Source organism: Dyella sp. 2YAF14, from assembly GCF_052114725.1.
Classification (GTDB): domain Bacteria; phylum Pseudomonadota; class Gammaproteobacteria; order Xanthomonadales; family Rhodanobacteraceae; genus Dyella.
In genome coordinates, this window is sequence record NZ_JBFRFH010000006.1 from 74,522 (window position 1) to 100,746 (window position 26,225).

At 63.5% G+C, this 26,225-nt stretch carries 22 protein-coding genes and 1 tRNA gene; all 23 read left to right on the forward strand.

The features are described from left to right. Nucleotides 1-3: 3 nt before the first annotated feature. The 23 genes from AB4Y82_RS11565 (at nt 4) to AB4Y82_RS11675 (ending at nt 26,184) form a co-directional block, all read left to right on the forward strand. Nucleotides 4-732 carry an NADH-quinone oxidoreductase subunit C gene (locus AB4Y82_RS11565; RefSeq protein ID WP_441604063.1) on the forward strand — a complete coding sequence of 243 codons (729 nt, stop codon included), beginning with the start codon at nt 4-6 and terminating at the stop codon, nt 730-732. A gap of 2 nt (nt 733-734) precedes the next feature. Continuing rightward, nucleotides 735-1,988 carry an NADH-quinone oxidoreductase subunit D gene (locus tag AB4Y82_RS11570; RefSeq protein ID WP_441604064.1) on the forward strand — a complete coding sequence of 418 codons (1,254 nt, stop codon included), beginning with the start codon at nt 735-737 and terminating at the stop codon, nt 1,986-1,988. An 18-nt stretch (nt 1,989-2,006) separates the two neighbouring features. Next, entirely contained in the window at nt 2,007-2,534 is a 528-nt protein-coding gene (gene nuoE, locus AB4Y82_RS11575) for an NADH-quinone oxidoreductase subunit NuoE (RefSeq protein ID WP_046970159.1), read from the forward strand. A gap of 12 nt (nt 2,535-2,546) precedes the next feature. Next, on the forward strand, nt 2,547-3,857 hold the full coding sequence (nuoF, locus tag AB4Y82_RS11580; RefSeq protein ID WP_441604065.1) for an NADH-quinone oxidoreductase subunit NuoF: 1,311 nt from the start codon (nt 2,547-2,549) through the stop codon (nt 3,855-3,857). After that, entirely contained in the window at nt 3,854-6,175 is a 2,322-nt protein-coding gene (gene nuoG / locus AB4Y82_RS11585; protein WP_441604066.1) for an NADH-quinone oxidoreductase subunit NuoG, read from the forward strand. The genes nuoF and nuoG overlap by 4 nt, the downstream gene beginning before the upstream one ends. A 4-nt stretch (nt 6,176-6,179) precedes the next feature. Then, nucleotides 6,180-7,208, forward strand: a complete 1,029-nt coding sequence (gene nuoH, locus AB4Y82_RS11590) for an NADH-quinone oxidoreductase subunit NuoH (RefSeq protein ID WP_441604067.1) — start codon at nt 6,180-6,182, stop codon at nt 7,206-7,208. Between the two features lie 6 nt (nt 7,209-7,214). Next, nucleotides 7,215-7,706: an NADH-quinone oxidoreductase subunit NuoI gene (nuoI, locus tag AB4Y82_RS11595; protein ID WP_046970163.1), complete on the forward strand. Its 492-nt coding sequence runs from the start codon at nt 7,215-7,217 to the stop codon at nt 7,704-7,706. Nucleotides 7,707-7,718: 12 nt separating this feature from the next. Then, nucleotides 7,719-8,372, forward strand: a complete 654-nt coding sequence (locus AB4Y82_RS11600; RefSeq protein WP_441604068.1) for an NADH-quinone oxidoreductase subunit J — start codon at nt 7,719-7,721, stop codon at nt 8,370-8,372. Further along, nucleotides 8,369-8,674 (forward strand): NADH-quinone oxidoreductase subunit NuoK, encoded by a 306-nt coding sequence (gene nuoK / locus AB4Y82_RS11605; RefSeq protein ID WP_046970165.1) that lies wholly within the window; start codon nt 8,369-8,371, stop codon nt 8,672-8,674. The genes AB4Y82_RS11600 and nuoK overlap by 4 nt, the downstream gene beginning before the upstream one ends. 4 nt (nt 8,675-8,678) lie before the next feature. Beyond that, complete coding sequence (gene nuoL / locus AB4Y82_RS11610; protein ID WP_441611283.1) at nt 8,679-10,760, forward strand: NADH-quinone oxidoreductase subunit L; 2,082 nt, start codon at nt 8,679-8,681, stop codon at nt 10,758-10,760. A gap of 13 nt (nt 10,761-10,773) precedes the next feature. Further along, nucleotides 10,774-12,282 (forward strand): NADH-quinone oxidoreductase subunit M, encoded by a 1,509-nt coding sequence (locus AB4Y82_RS11615; RefSeq protein ID WP_441604070.1) that lies wholly within the window; start codon nt 10,774-10,776, stop codon nt 12,280-12,282. A gap of 12 nt (nt 12,283-12,294) precedes the next feature. Beyond that, nucleotides 12,295-13,734, forward strand: coding sequence for an NADH-quinone oxidoreductase subunit NuoN (gene nuoN, locus AB4Y82_RS11620; RefSeq protein WP_441604071.1), 1,440 nt, complete (start codon nt 12,295-12,297; stop codon nt 13,732-13,734). A 124-nt stretch (nt 13,735-13,858) separates the two neighbouring features. Beyond that, nucleotides 13,859-13,935: transfer RNA gene (locus AB4Y82_RS11625), tRNA-Met, on the forward strand. A gap of 222 nt (nt 13,936-14,157) precedes the next feature. Then, complete coding sequence (rimP, locus tag AB4Y82_RS11630) at nt 14,158-14,673, forward strand: ribosome maturation factor RimP (RefSeq protein ID WP_441604072.1); 516 nt, start codon at nt 14,158-14,160, stop codon at nt 14,671-14,673. 49 nt (nt 14,674-14,722) lie between these two features. Then, nucleotides 14,723-16,228 carry a transcription termination factor NusA gene (gene nusA / locus AB4Y82_RS11635; protein ID WP_441604073.1) on the forward strand — a complete coding sequence of 502 codons (1,506 nt, stop codon included), beginning with the start codon at nt 14,723-14,725 and terminating at the stop codon, nt 16,226-16,228. A gap of 125 nt (nt 16,229-16,353) precedes the next feature. Then, nucleotides 16,354-19,230 (forward strand): translation initiation factor IF-2, encoded by a 2,877-nt coding sequence (gene infB / locus AB4Y82_RS11640; protein WP_441604074.1) that lies wholly within the window; start codon nt 16,354-16,356, stop codon nt 19,228-19,230. A 193-nt stretch (nt 19,231-19,423) separates the two neighbouring features. Further along, complete coding sequence (gene rbfA / locus AB4Y82_RS11645; protein WP_441604075.1) at nt 19,424-19,819, forward strand: 30S ribosome-binding factor RbfA; 396 nt, start codon at nt 19,424-19,426, stop codon at nt 19,817-19,819. Between the two features lie 129 nt (nt 19,820-19,948). Continuing rightward, entirely contained in the window at nt 19,949-20,881 is a 933-nt protein-coding gene (truB, locus tag AB4Y82_RS11650; RefSeq protein WP_441604076.1) for a tRNA pseudouridine(55) synthase TruB, read from the forward strand. 145 nt (nt 20,882-21,026) lie between these two features. Next, a complete protein-coding gene (gene rpsO, locus AB4Y82_RS11655) occupies nt 21,027-21,296 on the forward strand; it encodes a 30S ribosomal protein S15 (protein WP_102304155.1) in 270 nt (89 codons plus the stop codon). A gap of 83 nt (nt 21,297-21,379) precedes the next feature. After that, complete coding sequence (gene pnp / locus AB4Y82_RS11660; RefSeq protein ID WP_441604077.1) at nt 21,380-23,485, forward strand: polyribonucleotide nucleotidyltransferase; 2,106 nt, start codon at nt 21,380-21,382, stop codon at nt 23,483-23,485. Between the two features lie 343 nt (nt 23,486-23,828). After that, on the forward strand, nt 23,829-24,890 hold the full coding sequence (locus AB4Y82_RS11665) for a poly(R)-hydroxyalkanoic acid synthase subunit PhaE (protein ID WP_441604078.1): 1,062 nt from the start codon (nt 23,829-23,831) through the stop codon (nt 24,888-24,890). 9 nt (nt 24,891-24,899) lie between these two features. Then, complete coding sequence (gene phaC / locus AB4Y82_RS11670; RefSeq protein ID WP_441611285.1) at nt 24,900-25,967, forward strand: class III poly(R)-hydroxyalkanoic acid synthase subunit PhaC; 1,068 nt, start codon at nt 24,900-24,902, stop codon at nt 25,965-25,967. Nucleotides 25,968-25,998: 31 nt separating this feature from the next. Beyond that, nucleotides 25,999-26,184, forward strand: coding sequence for a PspC domain-containing protein (locus AB4Y82_RS11675; RefSeq protein ID WP_121880953.1), 186 nt, complete (start codon nt 25,999-26,001; stop codon nt 26,182-26,184). Nucleotides 26,185-26,225 lie beyond the last annotated feature (41 nt).

Genomic DNA, 26,225 nt, shown 5'->3' on the forward strand with positions numbered 1-26,225 from the left:
AGCATGACTGATACCTCTTTCAACTCGCTGGCCGAGCGCCTGTCCGCGCGATTCGGCGAAATGCTGACGATCAGCGTCGTCCGCAATGAAGTCACCGCCGAAGTGGCCGCCGCCGACCTGCTCGCGGTGGCTACCGCGCTGCGTGACGAAGCATCGTTCCGCTTCGGCGTGCCGATCGACGTCTGCGGCATCGATTACCTCGGCTACGGCCAGACCGAATGGGACACGGAAACCGTGTCCGGCACCGGCTTCTCGCGCGGTGTGGAAGGCGAGGCGATGGGCCGCTTCAAGTGGGCCGACCGCCCGCACGCCGACTCCTCGCCGCGCCGCTTCGCCTCCATCGTTCACCTGCTGTCGCTGGAGAACAACCAGCGCCTGCGCCTGCGCGTGTTCTGCGACGACGACTCGCTGCCGATCGTGCCTTCGCTGACCGGCATCTGGCCGGGCGTGAACTGGTTTGAGCGCGAGTCGTTCGACCTGTACGGCATCATTTACGACGGTCACCCGGACCTGCGCCGCATCCTCACCGACTACGGCTTCGTGGGTCATCCGTTCCGCAAGGACTTCCCGCTGATTGGCAATGTCGAGGTGCGTTACGACCCCGAGCAGAAGCGCGTGGTGTACGAACCCGTGTCGATCGAGCCGCGCGTGCTGGTGCCGCGCGTCATCCGTGACGATGCCGACCTGCAGCAGGCCAAGGCCGAAGCGGCCGATAACTGGCGGAATAACTGATCATGCAAGAGATCCGCAACTACACCATGAACTTCGGCCCGCAGCATCCCGCTGCGCACGGCGTGCTGCGCCTGGTGCTGGAGATGGACGGCGAAACCGTGGTTCGCGCCGATCCGCATATCGGTCTGCTCCATCGCGGCACCGAGAAGCTGGCCGAGTCCAAGCCGTTCAATCAGTCGATCGGCTATATGGATCGCCTCGATTACGTGTCGATGATGTGCAACGAGCACGCCTACGTGCGCTCCATCGAAACCCTGATGGGTATCGAGGTGCCGGAGCGTGCGCAGTACATCCGCACCATGTTCGACGAAATCACCCGCATCCTGAATCACCTGATGTGGATCGGTTCCAACGCGCTCGACCTGGGTGCGATGGCAGTGTTCCTGTATGCGTTCCGTGAGCGCGAGGAACTGATGGACGTCTACGAGGCGGTGTCGGGCGCGCGCATGCACGCGACCTATTACCGTCCGGGCGGCGTCTACCGCGATCTGCCCAACCACATGTCGCAGTACCGCGAGTCGCCCTGGCACAAGGGCAAGGACCTCAAGCGCCTCAACTCCTGGCGCGAAGGCTCCATGCTCGACTATCTGGAAGCGTTCACCAGCGACTTCCCGACCAAGGTGGATGAGTACGAAGAACTGCTCACCAACAACCGTATCTGGAAGCAGCGTACGGTCGGCATCGGCGTGATCCCGCCGGAAAAGGCGCAGGCCTGGGGCATGACCGGCGTGATGCTGCGCGGTTCGGGCATCGAGTGGGATCTGCGCAAGAAGCAGCCGTACGCCAAGTACGCCGAGGTCGATTTCGACATCCCGGTGGGCGTGGGCGGCGACTGCTACGACCGTTACCTAGTGCGCGTGGAAGAAATGCGCCAGTCCAACCGCATCATCCAGCAGTGCGTGAAGTGGCTGAAGGCCAACCCGGGTCCTGTCATCGTGCAGAACTACAAGGTGGCGCCGCCGCATCGCGAAAGCATGAAGGAGGACATGGAAGCGCTGATCCATCACTTCAAGCTGTTCACGGAAGGCTATGGCGTGCCTGCGGGCGAGACCTATGCCGCCGTGGAAGCACCGAAGGGTGAATTCGGCTGCTACCTGGTATCCGATGGTGCGAACAAGCCGTTCCGCGTGCATCTGCGCGCGCCGGGCTTCGCCCATCTGTCCTCGATGGACGTCACCGTGCGCGGCCACATGCTGGCCGACGTGGTGGCGATGATCGGTACCTATGACCTCGTGTTCGGCGAAGTCGATCGCTGAGCCCGGAGGAAACCACACATGAAAGCCACCGGAAATTACGCGCAGGTCAAGAATGTCGACCCGCTCGTCGTACTGAACGAACACACTCGTCATCACATCGAAGAGTGGGTTGCCCGTTTTCCTCCTGACCGCAAGCGTTCGGCGCTGATCCAGGCGCTGTTTGCCGCGCAGGAGCAGAACGAAGGCTTCCTCACCGACGAGCTGATCACCGCCGTTGCCAAGTACCTCGACCTGCCCGCCGTGTGGGCTTACGAGGTGGCGAGCTTCTATTCGATGCTCGAGACCAAGCCGGTGGGCCGCAACAACGTGGCCATCTGCACCAACGTCTCGTGCTGGCTCAATGGCGCCGATGATCTGGTGAAACACTGCGAGCAGAAGCTGGGCATCAAGCTGGGCGAAAGCACCGCCGATGGCCGCGTGTATCTGAAGCGCGAAGAAGAATGCATCGCCGCCTGCGCCAGCGCGCCGGCGATGACCGTCAATGGTCACTACCACGAGCGACTCTCGATCCAGAAGATCGATGAAATCCTCGATGGTCTTAAGTAAGGGCTGGGCGCAATGGCTTACGGACCCGCACCCCAAGAACATCAGGTCGTCTACACCACGCTGCATTTCGACAAGCCGTGGGCGATGGACAGCTACACCCAGGTGGGTGGCTATGAAGCGTGGAAGAAAATCCTCGCCGAGAAGCCCGACCCGACTGCCCTGATCGACGAGATCAAGAAGAGCAACCTGCGCGGCCGCGGCGGCGCAGGCTTCCCGACTGGCCTGAAGTGGTCCTTCATGCCCAAGGGCACCATGCAGAAGTACATCCTCTGCAACTCCGACGAATCGGAGCCGGGCACCTGCAAGGATCGCGACATCCTGCGCTTCAACCCGCATGCGGTGATCGAAGGCATGGCGATCGCGTGCTATTGCACCGGTTCCACCGTGGCTTACAACTACCTGCGTGGCGAATTCCATCACGAGCCCTTCGAGCATTTCGAAGAGGCGCTGAAGGAAGCGTACGCCGCCGGTCTGCTGGGCAAGAACATCCAGGGCACCGGCCTCGATGTGGACATCTATGGCGCGCTCGGCGCCGGTGCCTATATCTGCGGCGAAGAAACCGCGCTGATGGAATCGCTGGAAGGCAAGAAGGGCCAGCCGCGCTTCAAGCCGCCGTTCCCGGCCAACTTCGGCCTGTACGGCAAGCCCAGCACGATCAACAACACCGAAACCTATGCCTCGGTGCCGGCCATCCTGCGCAAGGGTGCGGACTGGTTCCTGGCGCAGAGCAAGACCAAGAACGGCGGTCCGAAGATCTTCTCGGTCTCCGGTTGCGTGCAGAAGGGCGGCAACTTCGAAGTGCCGCTGGGCACCACCTTCGACGAGCTGCTGGAAATGGCCGGTGGCCTGCGTCCGGGCCGCACGCTGAAGGGTGCGATTCCCGGCGGTGTGTCGATGCCGGTGCTGCGCGCCGAACAGCTCAAGGGTTTGCCGTTCGACTACGACACGCTGCGTGACCTCAAGACGGGCCTCGGCTCGGGCGCCATCGTGGTGCTCGACGACACCGTCTGCACGGTGCGTTTCACCCGCCGCATCTCACAGTTCTTCCACAAGGAAAGCTGCGGTCAGTGCACGCCGTGCCGCGAAGGCACCGGCTGGATGCACCGCGTGCTGGATCGCATCGTGGAAGGTCAGGGCACCATGGAAGACCTGCATCGTCTCAAGGCCATTGCCGGCCAGATCGAAGGCCACACCATCTGCGCGTTCGGCGAAGCCGCGGCGTGGCCGGTGCAGGGCTTCCTGCGCCAGTTCTGGGATGAATTCGAGTACTACATCGTCAATGGCCGCTCCATTGTCGACGACAAGCTTGGAGCCGCCGCATGAGTGCGCAGCCCGCAGCACCCAATCTCGACCTCGTCAACATCGAGGTCGATGGCAAGCCCACGCAGATCCGCAAGGGCGCCATGATCATCGAGGCGGCTGATGCCATCGGCATCAACATTCCTCGCTTCTGCTATCACCGCAAGCTGCCGATCGCCGCCAACTGCCGCATGTGCCTGGTGGAAGTGGAAATGGGCGGCAAGCCCATGCCCAAGCCGCAGCCGGCCTGCGCCACCCCGGTGGCCGAAGGCATGAAGGTCACCACGCGCTCCGACTCCGCCCTGAAGTTCCAGAAGGACGTGATGGAGTTCCTGCTGATCAACCACCCGCTGGATTGCCCGATCTGCGATCAGGGCGGCGAGTGCGAACTGCAGGACGTCGCGCTGGGCTATGGCCGCAGCGTGTCGCGCTATACCGAACGCAAGCGCACCATCGCCGACGAAAACCTCGGTCCGCTGGTCGCCACCGAGATGACCCGCTGCATCCAGTGCACGCGCTGCGTGCGCTTCACCAGCGAAATCGCCGGTACGTACGAGCTCGGCGGCATGAGCCGCGGCGACAACCTGCAGATCGGTACCTACATCGGCAAGACCATCGAGACGGAACTGTCGGGCAACATCATCGACGTCTGCCCAGTGGGCGCGCTGACCAACAAGCCGTTCCAGTTCCAGGCGCGCGCCTGGGAACTGATCGCCAAGCCGTCGGTCGCCTATCACGATGCGCTCGGCTCCAACCTGTGGCTGCATACGCGCCGCGGTGAGGTGCTGCGCACGGTGCCGCGCGACAACGAATCGATCAACGAGTGCTGGCTGTCCGATCGCGACCGTTACAGCCATCAAGGTCTGTACGCGGCCGATCGCGTCGGCGCGCCGCAGGTCAAGCGCAACGGCCAGTGGGTCACCACCACCTGGGACGACGCGCTGAGCGCCGCCGTGGAATCGCTGAAGGCGGTGCCGGGCAGCGAGCTGGGCGTGCTGGTGCACCCGGCCACCACCAACGAGGAAGGCGACCTGCTGGTGCGCCTGGCCCGTGGTCTGGGCAGTGCGCACATCGATCACCGCGTGCGTCAGCTGGACTTCGCCGACAACGCGATCGCCACCGCGTTCGCCAAGCCGGTCGCCGAGCTGGACAAGGTCAAGGCTGCGCTGCTGGTGGGCTCGGATCTGCGTCACGAGATGCCGCTACTCAATCACCGCATCCATCAGGCGGTGAAGAAGTGCGCCAAGGTTTACGCGGTCAATCCGGCGAGCTTCAACTTCAATTACAAGCTGACCGGCGAAGCCATCGTGGCGCCGCAGGCCCTGGTCGATGCGCTGCTGTCGCTGGCCAAGGGCGTGGTCGAAGCGGGTGCCACCGCGCCGGCCGCACTGGCCGATGCGATCCACGCTGCGTCGTGCGACGAGGGCGACAAGGACGCGATTGCCGATCTGAAGAGTGGCAGCGCCGTCGTCATCCTCGGCGAAGCCGCCGTCACCCATCCGCAGGCCTCGTGGCTGCGGGCCGTGGCGCAGTTCATCGCGCAGGCGACGGGTGCGGGTTACAACGAACTGCCGGTCGGTGCGAACGCCGTGGGCCTGGGCCGCGTCGGCGTGCTGCCGGGTAACGGCGGCCTCGATGCTCAGGCGATGCTGGCCCAGCCGCGCAAGGCTTATGTGCTGTACGGCGTCGAGCCGCAGGACGTCGCCGATGGCGCGGCCTTGCTGAAGGCGCTCAAGGGCGCGCAGAAGGTGGTGGCGTTTACGGCCTATGCCAGCGATGCGCTGCGCGAAGTGGCCGAAGTGATTCTGCCGATTGGTCTGCTGCCGGAAATCGACGGCACCCTGGTCAATGTCGATGGTCTCGCCCAGAGCGTGGCCGCCGGCGCCAAGGCGCCGGGCGATGCGCGTCCGGGCTGGAAGGTGCTGCGTGCACTGGGCGGCGTGATGAAGGTCGCGGGCTTCGAGTTCGATGACCTGGCCGGTCTGCGCGAAGGCATCAGCGAGCGTGCGCATCAGCCGCGCGCCGAGCTGGCTTCGCGTCCGTCGGCGGTTGGCCTGAGCCGTCTCGCCACCTGGCCGATCTACCGTACCGATGCCGTGCTCCGTCGTGCGACCGCACTCAGCAAGCACCCGCTCAACCGTGCGCCGGCCGTCCGCATCAATGCGGACGAAGCCAAGCGCCAGGGTCTGGGCGAGGGCGATGCGGTGCGCGTGGCCGACGCGGTGCTGCCGCTGGCGATCGATGCGACCGTGCCCGATGGCGCGGCCTGGATCGAAGCCGCACACGACGACACTGTCTCGCTGCCGCCCTACGGCGCAGCCCTCACCCTGAGCAAGGCGTAAGCACATGGGCGAACAGATCTTCAACCAGGTGGTCATGCCGGTCATCTACATCCTGTGCATCGTCCTGCCGCTGGTCATCACGGTGGCGCTGTACGTGTGGTGGGAGCGCAAGGTGCTCGGCTGGATGCACGTGCGCATGGGGCCCAACAAGGTCGGTCCGTTCGGCCTGCTGCAGGCCTTCGCGGACGTGACCAAGCTGCTGATCAAGGAAGTGATTCTTCCGACCAGCGCGAACCGGACCCTGTATTACATGGCGCCGCTGCTGGCGCTGATCCCGGCGCTGGCCGCGTGGGCCGTGATTCCCTTCAACGACAAGATGGTGCTGGCCAACGTCAACGCCGGCCTGTTGTACCTGCTGGCAATGACCTCGCTGGGCGTGTACGGCATCATCCTGGCCGGCTGGGCGTCCAACTCGCGTTACGCGCTGCTGGGTGCGATGCGTTCGGCCGCGCAGGTGATCTCGTACGAGCTGGCCATGGGCTTGTGCCTGGTCTGCGTGTTGGTGCTGGCCGGTTCCTTGAACCTTACCGACATCGTGCATGCGCAGGCCGGCAGCAAGGGCATCTTCGACTGGTTCATGTGGCCGCTGCTGCCGGTATTCATCATCTACTTCATCTCGGGCGTGGCCGAAACCAACCGCGCGCCGTTCGACGTGGCGGAAGGCGAGTCGGAAATCGTCGCGGGCTTCCATGTGGAGTATTCGGGCTCGGCCTTCGCGCTGTTCTTCCTGGCCGAATACGCCAACATGATCCTGATCAGCTTCCTGGCGCCGATCCTGTTCATGGGCGGCTGGCTGTCGCCGCTGCCGGCTTCGTGGGGCATCGTGGGGCAGGCCAGCGTGCTGTGGCTGTTCGTCAAGGTGTTCGTTTTTGCCTTCATGTTCCTGTGGTTCCGCGCGAGCTTTCCGCGCTACCGCTATGACCAGATCATGCGTCTGGGCTGGAAGGTATTCATTCCCATCACCATCGTCTGGGTCCTCGTCGCCGGCTGCATGAAGTTTTTCGGCTGGGTCACCGTCGGCACGGGAGGCTGAAGAAACATGTCCCGCGTAACTCACTATTTCAAAAGCCTGCTGCTCATCGAGCTGTTCAAGGGCTTGGGTCTGACCATGCGTTACATGTTCAGCCCCAAGTACACCATGCGCTATCCGATGGAGCACATCCCCAAGTCCAACCGCTTCCGCGGCCTGCATGCGCTGCGTCGCTACGCCAACGGCGAAGAGCGTTGCATCGCGTGCAAGCTGTGCGAGGCGGTGTGCCCGGCGCTCGCCATCACCATCGACTCCGCCCCGCGCGAGAGCGACGGCCAGCGCCGCACCACGCGCTACGACATCGACCTGTTCAAGTGCATCTTCTGCGGTTTCTGCGAAGAGAGCTGCCCGGTCGACTCGATCGTCGAAACGCATATCCATGAGTACCACTTCGAGCAGCGTGGCGAGAACGTGGTGACCAAGCCGCAGCTGCTCGCCATCGGCGATCGCTTCGAGCAGGACATCGCGGCTGCCCGCGCTCAAGACGCCGCGTATCGCTGAGGACGGGACATCATGATCGATACGAATATGTTCCAACTCGTGTGTTTCTACGCCTTCGCGGCCGTCACCGTGGTGGCGGCGCTGGGCGTGATCACGCTGCGCAACACGGTGCATGCCGTGCTGTCGCTGGTGCTCACCTTCTTCAGCACCGCCTGCATCTGGCTGCTGGCCGAAGCTGAATTCCTCGCCATCGCCCTGATCGTGGTCTACGTGGGCGCGGTGATGGTGCTGTTCCTGTTCGTGGTGATGATGCTGGACATCAAGCAGGAACACGTACGCGAGGGTTTCATCAAATACCTGCCGGTCGGCATCATCGTGGCCCTGGTCATGCTGGGCGAAATGCTCGCGCTGATCGGCGTGCGTGCGATGCACCAGGCCGTGATGGGCGCCGATCCGGCCACCATGGCTGGCATGTCCAACACCGCCTGGCTGGGCACTGCGCTCTACACGCAGTTCCTGCTGCCGTTCGAAGTGGCCGCACTGATCCTCACCGTGGGTGTGGTGGCTGCCGTGGTATTGACCCTGCGCCAGCGCACCGGCGTGCGTCACCAGCAGGCCTCGCAGCAGGTTCGCGTCAACCCGCGTGACCGCGTCCGCGTGGTGAAGATGGCCGCGGAAGTTCCCGTCGCGCCCCAGCCGGCACCGGGCAAGGAGACCACCCCATGATCACGCTTTCGCACTTCATCGTGCTCGGCGCCGTGCTGTTCTGCATCGCGCTGGCCAGTCTGTTCATCAACCGCAAGAACGTCATCGTGTTGCTGATGTCGATCGAGCTGATGCTGCTGGCGGTGAACATCAACTTCGTCGCGTTCTCCCGTTTCCTGGGCGACGTGGCAGGGCAGGTGTTCGTGTTCTTCATCCTCACCGTGGCTGCGGCGGAAACCGCCATCGGCCTGGCGATCCTGGTCCTGCTGTTCCGCAACCGCAGCACCATCAATGTCGCCGAAATCGACAGCATGAAGGGCTGACCCGATGGAATTGTCTACCTCCATTCTGCTGACCATCGCCCTGGCACCGCTCGTCGGCTGCCTGCTGGCGGGCTTCTTTGGTCGCTTCATCGGTCGCGCCGGTTCGCACAGCGTGACCATCCTGGGCGTGGCGATTGCCTGCGGCCTGTCGTTCTACGTGCTGTACCAGCTCACCACGGGCGGCGCGCCGATCTATAACCAGAACATCTACACCTGGTTCGAGATCGGCAACTACAGCGCCCATGTCGGCTTCATGATCGATCGCCTGACCGCCATGATGATGGTGGTGGTGACCTTCGTGTCGCTGCTGGTGCACATCTACACCATCGGCTACATGGCCGACGACCCGGGTTACCAGCGCTTCTTCAGCTACATCTCGCTGTTCACCTTCTCGATGTTGATGCTCGTGATGAGCAACAACTTCATGCAGCTGTTCTTCGGCTGGGAAGCGGTAGGCCTGGTGTCGTACCTGCTGATCGGCTTCTGGTACAAGCGCCCGACGGCGATCTTCGCCAACCTCAAGGCGTTCCTGGTCAACCGCGTAGGCGACTTCGGCTTCCTGCTCGGCATCGCCGGCGTGCTGTATTTCCTGGGCACGCTGGACTACACCACGGCGTTTGCCGCGGCGCCGGGCCTGGTGGGCAAGACCCTGCAGATCACCCAGAACACGCATTGGGATGCCGCCACCGTCATCTGCATCTGCCTGTTCATCGGCGCGATGGGCAAGTCCGCCCAGGTGCCGCTGCATGTGTGGCTGCCCGACTCGATGGAAGGTCCCACCCCGATCTCGGCACTGATCCACGCCGCGACGATGGTGACCGCCGGCATCTTCATGGTGGCGCGCATGTCGCCCATCTTCGAACTGTCGGAAACCGCACTCAGCTTCGTGATGATCATCGGCGCCACTGGCGCGCTGTTCACCGGCCTGATCGGCATCGTGCAGAACGACATCAAGCGCGTCGTCGCGTACTCCACGCTGTCACAGCTGGGCTATATGACGGTGGCGCTGGGCGTCTCCGCTTATGCCGGCGCCGTGTTCCACCTGATGACGCATGCCTTCTTCAAGGCGCTGCTGTTCCTGGGTGCCGGCTCGGTCATCATCGCCATGCACCATGAGCAGGACATGCGCTACATGGGCGGCCTGCGCAAGTACATGCCGATTACCTGGATCACCATGTGGATCGGTTCGCTGGCGCTGTGCGGCGTGCCGTTCTTCGCGGGCTTCTATTCCAAGGACGCGATCATCGAAGCGGTGGGCGAGTCGCATCGCTGGGGTGCCACCTACGCATACTTCTGCGTGATGGCCGGCGCCTTCGTGACCGCGCTGTATACCTTCCGCCAGATGTATCTGACCTTCCACGGCAAGGAGCGCTTCGTGGTGGTGCACGATCATGGCCATGGCCACGGCCATGCTCACGGCCACGACGACCATGCCGCGCACGACGAACACCATCATGTCTCGCACAAGGATGACCACGGTCATCACGAGCAGGGCATCATGCACGAGACGCCGAAGGAGTCGCCGTGGGTGGTGACGCTGCCGCTGATCCTGCTGGCGATCCCGTCGATCATCGTGGGCGGGCTGGCTGTGAAGCCGCTGCTCTACGGTGAATGGTTTGGCTCGGCGATCCACGTCAACGAGACCAACAATGTGCTTGGCGAGATGGCCAAGGAGTTCGGCAATTGGATGTCTGCCGGCTTCCATGGCTTTGCACAGCTGCCGTTCTGGCTGGTCGCCGCCGCGTTCATCATCCAGACCTACATCTACCTGTTCAACCCGTCCGTGGCCGATCGCATCAAGAACGCGCTCAAGCCGATTTATAACCTGCTCAACCACAAGTACTGGTTCGACGCGGTTTACTTCATCGTCTTCGCACGCGGCGGTATGGCGCTGGGTCGTGCCCTGTGGAAGGGCGGCGATGCGGCGGTTATCGACGGCGTGCTGGTCAATGGTTCGGCGGGTCTGGTCGACCGTATTGCAGGTGGTATGCGTCGCCTGCAGTCCGGCTATCTCTATCACTACGCCTTCGCGATGATTCTCGGCCTTATCCTGCTGCTTGGCGGGTATTGGCTGGTCGGGCAATAAGGGAACCTGCTCCATGTTCAATCATTTGCTCAGCCTGCTGATCTGGCTCCCCGTGGTGGGCGCCGTCCCGGTGTTGCTTGCCGGCTCCGGTCGACCCAACGCTGCGCGTTGGATCGCCCTGGCGGTCGCCGTGCTCACCTTCGTGCTCAGCCTCTACATGCTGCCGCTGTACAACGCGGCGGATGCCACCAAGCAGCTTGCCGAAAGCCATGTATGGATCGCCTCGCTGGGCGTCCACTACAACCTGGCGGTCGACGGCATTTCGGTGGCCCTGATCCTGCTGACCAGCTTCGTCGGCATCCTGGTGATCGTGGGCGCGTGGGAGGTCATCCAGACCAATCCGCACCAGTACATGGCCGCCATGCTGGTGCTCGAAGGCCTGATGATCGGCGTGTTCTGCGCCACGGATGCGTTGCTGTTCTACGTGTTCTTCGAGGCCATGCTGATCCCGATGTTCATCCTCATCGGTGTCTGGGGTGGTCCGCGTCGCGTGTACGCCACGCTGAAGTTCTTCATCTACACGTTCTTCGGCTCCATCTTCATGCTGGTGGGCCTGATCTACCTCTACCTGAAGGCCGGTTCGTTTGACCTCGCCACGCTGGCGGCGCTGCCGCTGTCGATGAAGGAGCAGACCTGGCTGTTCTTCGCGTTCCTCATCGCCTTCGCGGTGAAGGTGCCGATGGTGCCGGTACACACGTGGTTGCCCGATGCCCACGTGGAAGCGCCCACCGGTGGTTCGGTGGTGCTGGCCGCGGTGATGCTGAAGATCGGTGGCTATGGTTTCCTGCGCTTCTCCCTGCCCATTACGCCCGACGCCGCTGATGCGTACGCCTGGGTGGTGATCGGGTTGAGCCTGATCGCGGTGGTCTACATCGGCTACATCGCGCTGGTGCAGGAGGACATGAAGAAGCTGGTGGCGTATTCGTCCGTGGCACACATGGGCTTCGTCACGCTGGGCATCTTCATCGCCTTCATGCTGGTGCGCGGCAGCAACAACCTCGATGCCGCCAAGCTGGGCATGCAGGGTGCGATGGTGCAGATGATTTCGCACGGCTTCGTCTCGGGCGCGATGTTCTCGTGCATCGGCGTGCTGTACGACCGCATGCATACGCGCCAGATCAAGGATTACGGCGGCGTCATCAACGTGATGCCGTGGTTCGGCTTCTTCTACGTGGTGTTCGCCATGGCCAACAGCGGCCTGCCGGGTACCAGCGGTTTCGTGGGCGAATTCCAGGTGATCCTGGCCAGCTTCCAGGCCAATCCGCTGATCGCGTTCTTTGCCGCGTTCACCCTGATCATCGGTGCCGCCTACACGCTGTACATGGTCAAGCGCGTGCTGTGGGGCGACATCACCAATCCCCATGTGGCGGAGATGAAGGACCTCAACGGACGCGAATGGTTTGTACTGGGCGCGTTCGCCGCAGCCGTGTTCGCCCTGGGCATCTGGCCGCAGCCGCTGATCCATCTGATGGATTCGTCGGTCACGCAGCTGGTGACCCAGCTTGGCAACCACAAGATCTAAGCAGGACTGATCATGCCGAATTTCAATGACATACTGATCCTGTTGCCGGAGTTCTATCTGGTGGCGGCAGCGTGTTTGCTGCTGTTGCTGGATGCCTTCATGAAGCCCGAGCAGCGCCCGGTGCTGCACTGGCTGTCGATTGCCGTGCTGCTGGTGGCCATCTACCTGGTGGTCGCCGGCCAGCCCAGCCAGGCGGTCACCGCGTTCAACGGGATGTTCATCCGCGACGGCGTCTCGGAGATCCTAAAGGTCTTCTCGCTGCTCACCACCGTCCTGGTGTTCTTCTACGCCAAGCCCTATCTGCAGGACCGCAAGCTGTTCGTGGGCGAGTTCTACACGCTGACCATCTTCGCGGTGATCGGCATCATGCTGCTGGTGTCGGCCGGCAACCTGATCATGGTGTACCTGGGCCTGGAACTGCTTACGCTGTCGTCGTACGCGCTGGTCGCACTCAACCGTGATTCGCGCCTGTCCTCGGAAGCGGCCATCAAGTACTTCGTGCTGGGTGCGCTGGCCTCGGGCATGCTGCTGTACGGCATGTCGATGGTCTACGGTGCCACCGGCACGCTCGACCTCGTGCGCCTGCACATGGCCGCCGGCCACACGGGCATGCCGCATCTGCTGGTGTTCGGCCTGATCTTCATGATCGTGGGTATCGGCTTCAAGCTCGGTGCCGCGCCGTTCCACATGTGGATCCCGGATGTGTACCAGGGTTCGCCGACCGCGGTGACCGTCTTCATCGGTTCCGCGCAGAAGCTGGCGGCGTTCGGTATGGCCTACCGTTTGCTGGCGTCGGGCCTGGGCGACCTGTCCCAGCATTGGCAGCTGATGCTGGCGTGCCTGGCGGTGCTGTCGCTGGCGATCGGCAACATCGTTGCCATCGTGCAGACCAACCTCAAGCGCCTGCTGGCCTACTCGACCATCTCGCACATGGGTTACCTGCTGGTCGGCCTGGTCAATGCCGGTCCGGAAGGCTATGCCTCGTCGCTGTTCTATGCGATCAGCTATGCGATCACCAGCGCCGCAGCGTTCGGCATGATCCTGGCGCTGGCGCGTGCCGGCTTTGAGTGCGAAGAGATCGACGATCTCAAGGGCCTCAACCAGCGCTCGCCGTGGGCGGCGTTCCTGATGATGCTGGTGATGTTCTCGCTGGCCGGCGTGCCGCCGCTGTTCGGCTTCTTCGGCAAGCTGCTGGTGTTCCAGGCGGCGATCCATGCCGGCTTCCTGTGGCTGGCCCTGGTCGGCGCGGTGTTCGCCATCATCGGCCTCTATTACTACCTGCGCGTGGTCAAGGTGATGTACTTCGACAAGCCGGTGGAAGGCACCGAAGTGCATCTGCAGAAGGACGTCTCGGTGCGCCTGGTACTGTCGTTGAACGTGCTGGCGCTGCTGGTGCTCGGCATCGTCTGGGGCCCGCTGTTCGGCTGGTGCCAGAGCGTTTTCGTCGGTTGATGATTGCTTGATTTTTGGGCGTCACGGCCGCATCTCCGTGACGCTTTCTTGTCGATGAAGTGAAATTAGTTAGCGAAAAGGCTTGCAAGAATTCGGCCATCTCGCTAATCTTTGCGGACTCTGATGCGGGGTGGAGCAGTCTGGCAGCTCGTCGGGCTCATAACCCGAAGGTCGTAGGTTCGAATCCTACCCCCGCTACCAGATCTTTCTTAGAACAAGAAAGCCTCCTCGTGAGGCTTTTTTGTTGGGCGCAAGGAAGCGTCGCACGTGCGTCACAAGCCGCTTAGATGCTGGCTGCGCCCCAGGTGCCCCGAAAGAGTCTGGATGGGTCGGGACATCGGCGAGACGCTCTATTTTTAGAGCATGGAATGGGCCGCTTGAGCCCATTTTTTGTTTCTGGCGATCAGTAACGGTAGGGCAATCATGGATACGCAGGCACTGGCTCAACGCTTTACGGAAGTTCTGGCCGATCTGGGCCTGGAATGCATCGGCGTGGAGTTCACCCCGTCGCAGGGGCAGAGTACCCTGCGTGTCTTCCTCGACACCGAGGGCCGCGAGATCAACGTCGAAGACTGCGAGGCGGCCAGCCGGGAAATCTCGGCCATGCTCGACGTGGAAGATCCGATCCCGGGGCATTACGTGTTGGAAGTTTCTTCGCCCGGTATCGACCGTCCGCTGTTTACCGCGGCGCAGTTCGCCAAGGTGGCGGGAACGGAAGTGAAGATTTTGCTCAAGGCGCCCATGGAAGGACGTCGCCGCTTGCGCGGCAAGGTGATCTCGGTCGAAGGCGAGCGGATCTCGCTGGAAGCCGAAGGCAAGACCTTCGAGTTCGACCATGACGCGGTGGAAAGCGCGCGCGTGGTGCCCGACTGGGTGGCGCTCGGTTATGTGCCGCAGCCCAAGCCGGGTAAAGCCCCGGGCAAGAAGGCCGCGAAGTAAATCAACTTAAAACCGATGGGGCGCCGGCGGCGTCTACGGAGTTGCTGCAATGAGCAAAGAACTTTTGCTGGTGGTTGACGCGGTTGCCAATGAAAAAGGCGTGCCGCGTGAAGTGATTTTCCAGGCCATGGAAGCGGCTCTCGCGTCCGCCGCCAAGAAGCGCTATCCGGATGAAGATCCGGATGTCCGCGTGGTCATCGATCGCCACTCCGGCGATTACGAAACGTTCCGTCGCTGGGAAATCATCGCCGACGACGGTGAGATGGAATCGCCGTATCACCAGGTGCGCCTGATGGACGCCGTCGACGAGCGCGAAGACGCTGAGGTCGGCGAATACATCGAGCAGCAGGTCGAGAACGCCGAATTCGGCCGCATCGCCGCCCAGGCCGCCAAGCAGGTGATCGTGCAGCGCGTGCGCGAAGCCGAGCGCATGCAGGTGGTCGACGCCTTCCGCGAACGCGTGGGCGAGCTGGTTACCGGCATCGTCAAGCGCGTCGAGCGCGGCAACGTCTATCTGGACCTGGGCAGCAATGCCGAGGCCTTCATCCCGCGCGACCGCACCATTCCGCGCGAATCGGCCCGTGTCGGCGACCGCGTGCGCGGCTACCTCTACGAGGTGCGTTCGGAAGCCCGCGGTCCGCAGCTGTTCGTCTCGCGCGCCGCACCGGAATTCATGATCGAGCTGTTCAAGCTCGAAGTGCCGGAAGTGGGCCAGGGCCTGGTCGAGATCAAGGGCTGCGCCCGCGATCCGGGCGACCGCGCCAAGATCGCCGTGGTTGCGCACGACACCCGCACCGATCCCATCGGCGCCTGCATCGGCATGCGCGGTTCGCGCGTGCAGGCCGTGTCCAACGAGCTCAATGGCGAGCGCGTGGACATCATCCTGTGGCACGAAAACCAGGCCCAGTACGTCATCAACGCCATGGCGCCGGCCGAAGTGCAGTCCATTATCATGGACGAAGAGAAGCACTCGATGGACATCGCCGTCGCCGAGGACAAGCTGTCCCAGGCCATCGGTCGCGGTGGCCAGAACGTGCGCCTCGCCAGCAAGCTCACCGGCTGGCAGCTCAACGTGATGACGCAGGACCAGGTCGCCGCCAAGAGCGAGGCCGAACAGGAAGCCGCACGCCAGCTGTTCATGGAAAAGCTGGAAGTGGACCAGGAGATCGCCAACATCCTCGTGCAGGAAGGCTTCTCCAGCGTCGAAGAAATCGCCTATGTGCCGAGCGCCGAGCTGCTGGCCGTGGAAGGTTTCGACGAAGACATTGTTGAAGAGCTCCGCGCCCGCGCCCGCGACGCGCTGCTCACCGAAGCACTGGCCGTGGAAGAGGGCATCGACGAGCATCAGCCGTCCGATGAACTCCTGCATCTGCCGGGCATGGACGAGGCCACCGCATTTGCGCTGGCTTCGCGTGAAGTGGTCTCGGTGGACGATCTGGCCGACCTCGCGGTTGATGACCTGATCGACATCGATGGCATGGACGAGGAACGCGCTGCGGCGCTGATCATGGCAGCACGTGCGCCGATGATCGCTCGTCTGGAGAAAGGTGGCTAACCGCGGGCGGTAGCGCTCTGGAAGAGCGCACCGAGGAGGGCTGAGATGCCTCCACCATGGATGGGTTGGCTGTGCAGGCGAAGCCGCACGGACGTTAAGCGCGGGAACGGCGGAGAAAGAACACGATGTCGGACGTAACGATCAAACAACTTGCCAAGGTACTTGGCATGCCGGTGGACAGGCTGCTTGGGCAGCTGGGCGAAGCTGGTATGAAATTCTCCGATCCGGAGCAGATCATCAGCAGCACCGAAAAGGTGAAGCTGCTGGGCTTCCTGCGCCGTACCCATGGCAAAACCGAGATCAGTCCCGCGGAAGCGGACGACAGCTCGCCCCGCCAGATCACCCTCAAGCGCCGCAAGGTCAGCGAGCTCAAAGTCGCCACGCCGGGCGGCCGCGGTGCCGCTGCCAGCGCCAAGACGGTGAACGTCGAAGTGCGCGCCAAGCGAACCTACGTCAAGCGCAGCGTCATCGCCGAAGAAGCGGGCAATGACGTCGAGCGCGAAGACGCCGTGCGCAAGCTGCAGGAATCTCAGACGCAGCGCGACCACGAAGAAACCGAGCGCCTGGATGCGGATCGCCGCCGCCAGGAAGAAGCCCAGCAGCGCGCCGACGAAGCTCAGCGCCAGCGCGAGGCTGAAGAAGAACAGCGTCGCCAGCAGGCCGAGGCTGAGGCCGCTGCACGCGCCAGGGAACAGCAGGAGCGCCAGGTGGCCGCCGAAGCTGCCTCTGCCCCCGCACGCAGCGAGCCGACGCCGGTGGTGGCCGAGCCGGTCAGCGCCGAGGCTGCCGACAAGCAGGCCCCGGTCGAACAGTCGGTCCAGCGCATCGATCACAGTGCGCTGGGCATGATCGTGCCGACCATCCACGAGCCGCGTCGTCGCGAGAAGAAGGTCGTGGTTGTGGCCCCCGCGCCCGCGCCGGCCCCTGCGCCCGCCCCGGCTGCAGCAGCGCCCGCCGCAGCTGCAGCCCGCACGCCGGGTGCTCCCAATGCTGCGGCTGGCGCCGCGGCACCGGCCGGCAGCAGCAACAAGACCCGTTATGCCCGCGAGCGCGAGGAAGGCCCTGGTGGCAAGCGCTTTGCGGCAGGCGAGATGCACCTGAGCGACGCCGACCGTGCGCGCCGCTCAAGCAACAACAAGCGTGGCGGCAAGTCCGGCCGTGGCCCGAGCCGCGATACCTCGCGGTATAGCAGCCCGTCCTCCAGCGGCCCGCATGGCTTCACCCGTCCCACCGCTGCGGTGGTGCGTGAGGTCGTGATCGGTGACCACAACGTGGTGGCGGATCTCGCCAACAAGATGGCGGTCAAGGGTTCGGAAGTGGTCAAGGCCCTCTTCAAGATGGGCGTGATGGCCACCATCAACCAGACCATCGACCATGACACCGCGGTGCTGGTGGTCGAAGAGCTGGGCCACACCCCGGTGGCGGCAAGCGAGAACAACGCCGAAGCCGCGCTGGCTGCCCACACGCAGAACGCCGAGCTCGAGGGCGAGAAGAAGCCGCGTCCGCCGGTGGTCACCATCATGGGCCACGTCGACCACGGCAAGACCTCGCTGCTCGATTACATCCGCCGCACCAAGGTGGCCTCGGGCGAAGCCGGTGGCATCACGCAGCATATCGGCGCGTACCACGTGGAAACGCCCAAGGGCGTGATCACCTTCCTCGACACCCCGGGCCACGCGGCGTTTACCTCGATGCGTGCCCGCGGCGCCCAGTCCACCGATATCGTGGTGCTGGTCGTGGCAGCCGATGACGGCGTCATGCCGCAGACGGCCGAAGCCGTGCAGCATGCACGCGCCGCCAAGGTGCCGCTGATCGTGGCGCTCAACAAGATGGACAAGTCCGACGCCAATCCGGACCACGTCAAGCAAGGCCTCGGCAACCTGGAAGTGATTCCGGAAGAATGGGGTGGCGACACGCCGTTCGTGGCCGTCTCGGCCAAGACCGGCATGGGCATCGACGACCTGCTCGACGCCATTTCGGTGCAGGCCGAAGTGATGGAGCTGACCGCTGTGGAAGATGGCCCCGCCTCCGGCGTGGTGATCGAATCCAGCCTGGACCGCGGTCGCGGCCCGGTGGCGACGGTGCTGGTGCAGCAGGGCACGCTCAAGCGCGGCGACTTCGTCGTCTGCGGTATCGAGTACGGCCGCATGCGTGCGCTGATCGACGAAGCCGGCAAGACCGTGCAGGAAGCTGGTCCGTCGATTCCGGTGCAGGTGCTGGGTCTGTCCGGCGTGCCGGAAGCCGGCGACGACTTCGTGGTGGTGGCCGACGAACGCCTGGCTCGTGAAGTGGCCGCCGAGCGTCAGCTCAAGCGTCGCGAAACGCGCATGGTCAGCAAGGCCAACCGCCTTGAAGACATCATGGCGCAGATGGCCCAGGGCGCCGAGCAGCAGACGCTCAACATCCTGGTCAAGGCCGACGTGCAGGGTTCGGTGCAGGCGCTGCGCGAATCGCTCAGCCAGATCGGCAACGAGAACGTGAAGGTCAACGTGATCGCCGCCGGCGTCGGTGGCATCACCGAGTCCGACGCCACGCTCGCCGCCGCCTCCAAGGCGCTGGTGATCGGCTTCAACGTCCGTGCAGATGCTTCGGCCCGCAAGGTGATCGATACCTCGGGCCTGGATGTCCGCTACTTCTCGATCATCTATGACGTGATCGACCAGGTGAAGCAGGCCGCTTCGGGTCTGCTTGGCAAGGAGATTCGCGAAGAGATCATCGGCATCGCGCAGGTGCGTGAAGTGTTCCGCAGCTCCAAGTTTGGTGCAGTGGCCGGTTGCATGGTCATCGAAGGCACGGTCAAGCGCAGCAAGCCGATCCGCGTGCTGCGCGACAACACTGTGGTCTTCCAGGGCGAACTGGAATCGCTGCGTCGCTTCAAGGACCTGGTCGACGAAGTGCGCAACGGCATGGAATGCGGTATCGCCGTGAAGCAGTACAACGACGTCAAGGCCGGTGACCAGATCGAATGCTTCGAGCGTATCGAGGTTGCCCGCACGCTGTAACAGTGGCCGGTCCGCACGTCGGGCCGACCCTCGCAGTGGTGGTATTGAGGCGGGCGGTGTGGATGACCACATCGCTCGCTTTGTTTTTCAGGACACGCCGTGCTGGCGTGCTCTAAATGGATGAGTGCGGCCAGGGACGGCCGCTTTTTGACCTTCGCGTTCACGGATGAACGCAAACACCTAGGAGTGCGTCATGCCCTCACGCGATTTCAAACGTACCGACCGCGTCGGCGCCGAACTGCGCCGCGAACTGGGCCTGCTGGTCCATGCCGCCGTGCGCGACCACGGCCTGCCGTTGATGAGCGTGTCGGACGTGGAAGTCACCCGCGATCTCGACTGGGCCACGGTGTGGATCACGGCCTTGCAGCCGGAGCGTTCCGTTGAAGCCATGAAGGCGCTGAAGGAGCTGGCGGTGGAATTCCGCCGCGAGCTGTCGCGCTCGATGCGCCTGCGTCGCGTGCCTGAGCTGCGTTTCAAGTACGACGATTCGGTCGACAAGGGCGAGCGCATCGAGAGCCTGTTGCGGCAGGAAGCTGCACGCATGCCGGCTGCCGATGAGGAAGGCGAGGGCGAAGGCGAGAAGGGCTGAGCGTCGGCTTCCTATCTCGCCTCGACATTCGTCTCTTCCCCACTTCATTGCGGCCTGCGCCGGAACGACGGTGAGGGTATAGGCGGCGCACATGCCAGATGCAGAACAGGCTCCATGAGTAAAACTTCCATGAAGCGGAAGATTCGATTTCGCGACCTGCACGGCATCGTGCTGTTGGACAAGCCGCTGGAGTTGAGCTCCAACGCGGCCCTGCAGCTGGTCCGCAAAGGTATTTTCCGGGCGGAAAAGGGCGGCCACACCGGCGCGCTCGATCCGCTGGCCACCGGCCTGTTGCCGCTGTGCTTCGGCGAGGCGACCAAGCTGGCCGGCATGCTGCTGGGCTCGCGCAAGGCCTATCTGGCCGAGTGCCGGCTGGGCGCCACCACCTCGACTGCGGATCTTGAAGGCGAGATCGTGCTGGAGCGGCCGGTGCCCGCGCTCACCGACGACGCTATCGAAGCCTCGCTGGCCAAGCTGCGCGGACGTATCACCCAGGTGCCGCCCATCTATTCAGCCATCAAGCTCGACGGCGAGCCGCTGTACGTGAAGGCGCGTCGCGGCGAGGCCGTGGATGTGCCCTCGCGCGAGGTTGAGGTCTACCGGCTGGAGGTGGTGTCGCGTACCCACGACAGCCTCACGCTTTACGTGGAATGCGGCTCGGGGACCTATGTGCGCAGTCTGGCCGTCGACCTGGGCGAGGACCTGGGCTGCGGCGCCCATCTGACGGCGTTGCGCCGGCTGTGGGTCGAACCGTTCCGGGAGCCGGCCATGGTGACGGTGGAGCAGCTGCAGGCGGCGCTGGAGCAGGGGGACGATGCGCTGCTGCCGCTCTTGCTGCCGGTTTCCGCGGCCCTGGCCGATCTGCCCGCCATGCACCTGGACGCCGAGCGCAGCCTGGCTGTCTCACAGGGCCAGCAGATTCCGGTGGATCCGGCCCTGGCCGGTCGGCATGCCGTATTCGCCGACGACGGTCGCCTGCTTGCCCTGAGCGAGGCGGTGGGCGGAAAACTGTGCATCGTGCGGGGTTTTAACCTGCCCGCAGATGGCAAACATAAGCACTGACTATGACGGTCTTGTTGTCATAGGGCTCCGGTCGCTACAATACGGAGCTTGTTCCAGACTTTTCATTCATCTAGGCGAAGCTTGCGCAACGTCACCCACGTGATGTTGCGCAAGCTTCGCACCGCTTTTTTAGGAAGAGATACCAATGTCCCTTACCGCTGAACAGACCGGCAAAATCATCGCTGACTTCGGCCGCGTGCCGAACGATACGGGTTCGCCGGAAGTGCAGGTCGCCCTGCTGTCGGCTCGCATCGACCACCTCACCGGCCACTTCAAAGAGCACAAGCAGGATCACCATTCCCGCCGTGGCCTGCTGAAGCTGGTCAACCAGCGCAAGCGTCTGCTTGCCTACCTGAAGGATCGTGACCTGGCTCGTTACCAGGGCCTCATCGAGCGCCTCGGCCTCCGTCGCTAAGTGTTGGTGTTCGCGTTCATTCGTGATCGCGAAGATCAAAAAGCGGCCAACTCTGGCCGCACTTCCCAATTCAGGAAAAGACAGTGGCGAAAGTAACCAAGTCATTCCAGTTCGGTAATCACGAAGTCACACTGGAGACGGGCGAAATCGCCCGCCAGGCTTCGGGTGCCGTCATGGTCAGCATGGGCGGCACGGTTGTGCTGGTCACCGTGGTGGCCAATGCCAAGGCGAAGGAAGGGCAGGATTTCTTCCCGCTCACCGTCGACTACGTCGAGAAGTTCTACTCCGCGGGCCGTATCCCGGGTGGCTTCTTCAAGCGCGAAGGCCGCCCGACCGAGAAAGAGACGCTGACCTCGCGTCTGATCGATCGTCCGGTGCGCCCGCTGTTCCCGGAAGAGTTCAAGAACGAAGTGCAGGTCATCGCACAGGTCGTTTCGCTGAACCCGGAAGTCGACGGCGACATCCCGGCCATGCTGGGCGCCTCCGCGGCGCTGAGCCTCGCCGGCATCCCGTTCAAGGGTCCGATCGGCGCTGCCCGCGTCGGTTACGCCAACGGCAAGTACCTGCTGAACCCGACCGCCACCGAGCTGAAGACCTCCGAGCTTGACCTGGTCGTCGCCGGTACGGCCAACGCCGTGCTGATGGTGGAATCGGAAGCCAAGCTGCTGTCCGAGGAAGTGATGCTCGGCGCCGTGGTGTTCGGTCACCAGCAGCTGCAGGTGGCCGTCCGCGCCATCGCCGAGCTGGCCACCGAGGCGGCTCGTCCGTCCATGGCATGGTCCGCTCCGGCCCGCAACGAGTCGCTGATCGCCGCCCTCACCGGCGCCGTCGGCAACCAGCTCGAAGCCGCCTTCCAGGTGCGCGACAAGCTGCAGCGCCGCGACGCCATCGCCGCCATCAAGAGCGACGTGCTCGCTTCGCTGGCTGGTGATGTCGAAGCCCAGGGCTGGGACAAGGCCGAGCTGTCGAAGGAGTTCGCCGAGCTCGAGTACCGCACCATGCGCGACGGCGTCCTCAAGACGAAGATCCGCATCGACGGTCGCAACCTGGACGACGTCCGCCCGATCTCCATTCGTGTCGGCGTGCTGCCGCGCACCCATGGTTCGGCACTGTTCACCCGCGGCGAAACCCAGGCGCTGGTCGTGACCACGCTGGGCACCACCCGCGATGCGCAGATCATCGATGCGCCGGAAGGCGAGTCGAAGGATCCGTTCCTGTTCCATTACAACTTCCCGCCGTTCTCGGTCGGTGAAGCCGGTCGCTTCGGCGCGCCGAAGCGTCGCGAAATCGGCCACGGCCGCCTCGCCAAGCGCGGCGTGCAGGCCGTCAAGCCGAGCATCGAAGAGTTCCCGTACGTGGTGCGCGTGGTTTCGGAAATCACCGAATCCAACGGTTCCTCGTCGATGGCTTCGGTGTGCGGTTCGTCGCTGGCCATGATGGACGCGGGCGTTCCGCTGAAGTCGCCGGTCGCCGGTATCGCCATGGGTCTGGTCAAGGAAGGCAGCGACTTCGTCGTGCTGTCGGACATCCTGGGTGACGAAGATCACCTCGGCGACATGGACTTCAAGGTGGCCGGTAGCGCCGATGGCATCTCCGCGCTGCAGATGGACATCAAGATCGACGGCATCACCGAAGAGATCATGAAGGTGGCGCTGGAACAGGCCAAGCGTGGTCGTCTGCACATCCTCGGCGAAATGGCCAAGGTGATCAGCACCGCCCGCACCGAGATGAGCGAGTATGCCCCGCGCCTGCTCACCATCAAGATCCATCCGGACAAGATCCGCGAAGTGATCGGCAAGGGTGGCGCGACCATCCGCTCGATCACCGAAGAGACCGGCACCACCATCGACATCAGCGATGACGGCACCGTGATCATCGCCTCGGTCAACCGCGAAGCCGCCAACGCCGCCAAGGCGCGCATCGAGCAGATCGTCTCCGACGTCGAGCCGGGCCGCATCTACGAAGGCAAGGTTGCCAAGCTGATGGACTTCGGCGCGTTCGTGACCATCATGCCGGGCAAGGACGGCCTGGTGCACGTCTCGCAGATCTCCAGCGAGCGCGTGGAAAAGGTCTCCGACAAGCTCAAGGAAGGCGACATCGTCAAGGTCAAGGTGCTCGAAGTGGACAAGCAGGGCCGTATCCGCCTGTCCATGAAGGCCGTGACCGAGGACGAAGGCACCAACGCCTAAGTCGTCGATCCAAGGTACCAACAGAAGCCCGGCGAAAGCCGGGCTTTTGCTTTAGAGCCTGTTGACGCTCTCCGCATGGCCCGGGCCGGGTCTGTTTGCACACAGGTCGGCGTCATCACTCAGTCGTGTACGGACGTACACTCCTTCGCTCTTCCTTGCCCTGAGCGCAAACAGCTCCCGGCGCGGGCCATGCGGAGAGCGTCAACAGGCTCTTGGGCCCTGCATGACTGCCCGCTGATGGTGCGCTGCGATGCGCTCGAGTTTGGGCCCGAACTAATGCGCTTTTTGCGTCCGTCGCAACAGGCTTTTGCTACGATGGCTTGAGCATGAAGAGGACGTGGGCATGGCCGACCCGGCGAATGACTTTCTGAAGGACTACCAGGCGATGGCGCAGCAATCCTGGGAAGCCTGGACACGCTATCTGCAGCAGCCGACCGCTTCGGCGCCATTCGGTGCAGGAGCCTCGCCGTTCGGATCGATGGGCGCCGGCGACGACTTGATGGCGCGCAGCATGGCCGCGCTCAAGGGTTATGGCGACTGGTTGCAAGGCGCCGCGAGCAGTGGCCTTGGGCAGGGGCCCGCCGATTGGCAGCAGTCCTTGCAGCAGCTCTTTTCTTCGCTGGGCGGTCAGCCGTTTGCGCATGCTTTTGCCAGCATCGACAGCGAGGCCGCCAAGAGCTTCGCGCAGATGTGGCAGGGCTGGATGCAAACCAACCCGCCGAGCTTTGGCGGCATGAAGTTCGACGTCGAGCATATGGCCGCCTTTGGCTACACGCGCGAACGCCAGCGCATGCATCAGGCGCTGGCGACGGCCATGCAGGATTACGCTGAATGGGCCGGCAAGTACCAGGCCCTGATCCAGCGCGCCAATACGGAAGGTTTTGAACGCCTGCAGTCCAAGCTGGCCGGGTTGGCCGAGTCGCCCAAGCAGATCGAATCGCTCAAGGCGCTCTACGATCTGTGGGTGGATGCGGCCGAAGAGGCCTACGCGCAGATCGCGCTGTCGGAAGAATTCCGCCATGCCTATGGCGAGATGGTCAATGCACAGGGCCGCGTGCGCCAGTTGCAGCAACAACAGCTCGATGCCTTGTGCCGCGAGATGGGTATGCCGACGCGCAGCGAGGTCACCGCGCTCGGCAAGCGCCTGCATGAGCTTCGTCGCGAATTGCGTGAAGGCCGTGCACCGCAGCGCGAGGATGAATTGACGAGCCTTCGCGCCGAAGTGGCAGCGCTCAAGCGCCAGCTGGCGACCAAGCAAGAGACCGTCAAGCCGGTCGAGAAGAAGGCGCCGTCGCGCGGCACCAAGCGGGCCACCGAAAGCATCGACGTCAGCGGCTCGAAGAAATCATCTGCCGTGGCCGCCCGCAAGACCGTTGCGCGCGGCGTCAAGCGCACGCGCAAGTAAGGACTATTTATGCAACCACCGCTACGCCTCGATCCGGCCGCGCTGATGGGCGAAATCACCGCTTTCCAGCGCAAGCTGGCTGCGGGCATGGAGCATCTCAAGCGCCAGCTCGAGCCCGAATACGCCAATACGCCGCGCGAGCTGGTGTACCGCGAGGACAAACTCTCGGTGTGGCACATGAAGGGGCAGGGCAAGCCGACGGCGAAGACGCCGACGCTGATCGTCTATGCCCTGGTCAACACCRTGTGGATGACCGACCTGCAGGACGATCGTTCGATGGTGCGCAACCTGCTCGAACAGGGTGAAGACATCTACCTGCTCGACTGGGGCTATCCCGATGCCGCCGACCGCTGGCTGGGACTCGACGACTACATCAACGGATATCTCGACCGTTGCGTGGATGCCGTGAGCAAGCACGCGGGCGTGGACGCGATCAACCTGCTCGGCATCTGCCAGGGCGGCACATTCTCGCTGTGCTACACCGCCACGCACGGCGAGAAGGTCAAGAACCTGATCACCATGGTGACGCCGGTCGATTTCCAGACGCCGGACAATATGCTGTCGAGCTGGTCGCAGCAGATGGACGTCGATTTGTTTGTCGACACCATGGGCAATATTCCCGCCGAACTGCTCAACTGGGTGTATCTCACGTTGAAGCCCGTGCGCTTGAATCAGCAGAAATACGTGGGCCTGGTCGACATCCTCGACAACCCCAAGGAGCTGCAGAATTTCCTGCGCATGGAACGCTGGATCTTCGATTCGCCGGACCAGGCGGGCGAAGCGTTCCGCGAATTCATCAAGGACTTCTATCAGCAGAACAAGCTGATCAAGGGCGACCTGATCATCGGCGGCAAGCCGGTGGACTTGGGCATGATCACGCACCCCGTGCTGAATATTTTCGCCGAGCAGGATCACCTCGTGCCGCCGGATGCATCGCGCGCACTGCAGCAGCATGTGGGCAGCACCGACTACACGCAGATCGCCTTCAAGGGCGGCCATATCGGCATCTATGTGTCGGGACGCGCGCAGCGCGAAGTGCCGCCGGCTATCCATCAGTGGCTCAGTACGAGAAACTGAGTTTCATCCACCGCAACCACAGGGCACAGTCATGGAAAAGCGCCTGCATCGATCACTGACGGACCGCAAAATCGCCGGCGTCTGCGGCGGTATCGCCGAGTACCTCGGCTGGGATCCGACCCTGGTACGCGTGCTGTGGATCGTGCTCACCTTCCTGGGTGGCTCGGGCATCGTGGCTTATCTCATTCTCTGGCTCGTCATGCCCGACGGCCCCTGATCTCCCGGCTGGCGCGCTGACGCGCCGCCGACTTTCGTTTT